This is a genomic window from Neobacillus fumarioli NBRC 102428, assembly GCF_001591485.1.
Classification (GTDB): Bacteria; Bacillota; Bacilli; order Bacillales; family Cytobacillaceae; genus Neobacillus; species Neobacillus fumarioli.
Genome location: NZ_BCUZ01000236.1, coordinates 1 through 1,318 on the forward strand (window position 1 = coordinate 1; position 1,318 = coordinate 1,318).

A 1,318-nucleotide genomic window follows, 5' to 3' on the forward strand; every position below is an offset into this window, starting at 1 on the left:
CGTATGAAGGATGTCATTTATGAAACCTTCTTCGGAATTGTGGATCTTTTATGCCAGGAGGGGTTAGTAAAGCTTGAAGATTATTATTTTGATGGAACGAAAATGGAAGCTAACGCTAATCGATATACTTTTGTTTGGAGGAAGGCGACAGAAAAGTTCGATACAAAGCTGGATGAGAAATACAAACAGATCGTCTTATCAATTGAGGAAGTAATGAAAGAAGATGAGCAAGCTGAAAAAGAAATGGATTTTCAAGAAAAATTGGAGGCAGCTCCTGTTACCTCCGAGAAAATCCAAGAGACCATCAAAAAGGTAGAGAAAAAATTAGAACAGGAACCTACAAATCGAACCCTGAAAAAAGCAAAACGACAATTAGAAAAGGACCTTTTGCCCAGAAAGCAAAAATATGAAGAACAAAAATCAACATTTGGCGACCGAAACAGCTATTCAAAAACGGATAAAGATGCCACTTTCATGCGCATGAAAGAAGACCACATGAAGAACGGTCAATTAAAGGCTGGTTACAATGTACAAATCGGAACGGAAGGACAATTTATCACAGGGTTCAGTCTACATCAACGTGCCGGAGATCCCGGCTGCCTAATTCCTCACTTTGAATTAATGAAAAAGTATGATCGGCCAAAACCAAAAACACTCATTGCCGACTCTGGTTATGGTAGCGAAGAAAACTATGATTATTGTGAAAAGGAAGAAATCGAAGCGCTGGTTAAATACAACACATTCAATAAGGAACAAACAAAAGCTTGGAAAAATCAAATCGGTAAATTGGAGAACATGACTTATGACGAGGAATTAGACGAATGGATCTGTGCAAATAATAAACGACTTACCTTTAGTTACGAAAGAAAACGGAAATCAGAAAATGGGTATGAATCGATGAAACGAACTTACATGTGCACAGAGTGCCATGGATGCCCTTTTCAATCTTCTTGTGCAAAAGGAAAGAACACAAAAAGCATCAGTGTTTCCATGAAGAATCAGAAGCAGCGCCAAGAAGTCCGTGAAAGATTAACCTCGGAGGAAGCGAAAAAGAAGTATAGACAACGGAAAATAGAAGCGGAGCCAGTATTTGCTCAAATTAAGCACAACAGCCACTTCCAACGATTTACATTAAGAGGCCTTTCCAAAACAACGGTGGAATGGGGTCTTATTTGTGTTGCCCACAATTTGAAAAAGTGGGCAACATACACTGAAAAACAACAAAAAGTGAGGGAATAAAACAGGGGAATGATCTTCTGTGCACGAATTACAACCAATAATATCCAATAAATCATTCTAAAGAAAAAGGCTGAGCCCT

1 protein-coding gene is annotated in these 1,318 nt (G+C 38.5%); it reads left to right on the forward strand.

The features are described 5' to 3' along the window. Positions 1-1,239 (forward strand): IS1182 family transposase (locus BFU02S_RS15845; protein ID WP_066372767.1); only part of this gene is annotated, 1,239 nt, incomplete at its 5' end. Positions 1,240-1,318: the final 79 nt, after the last annotated feature.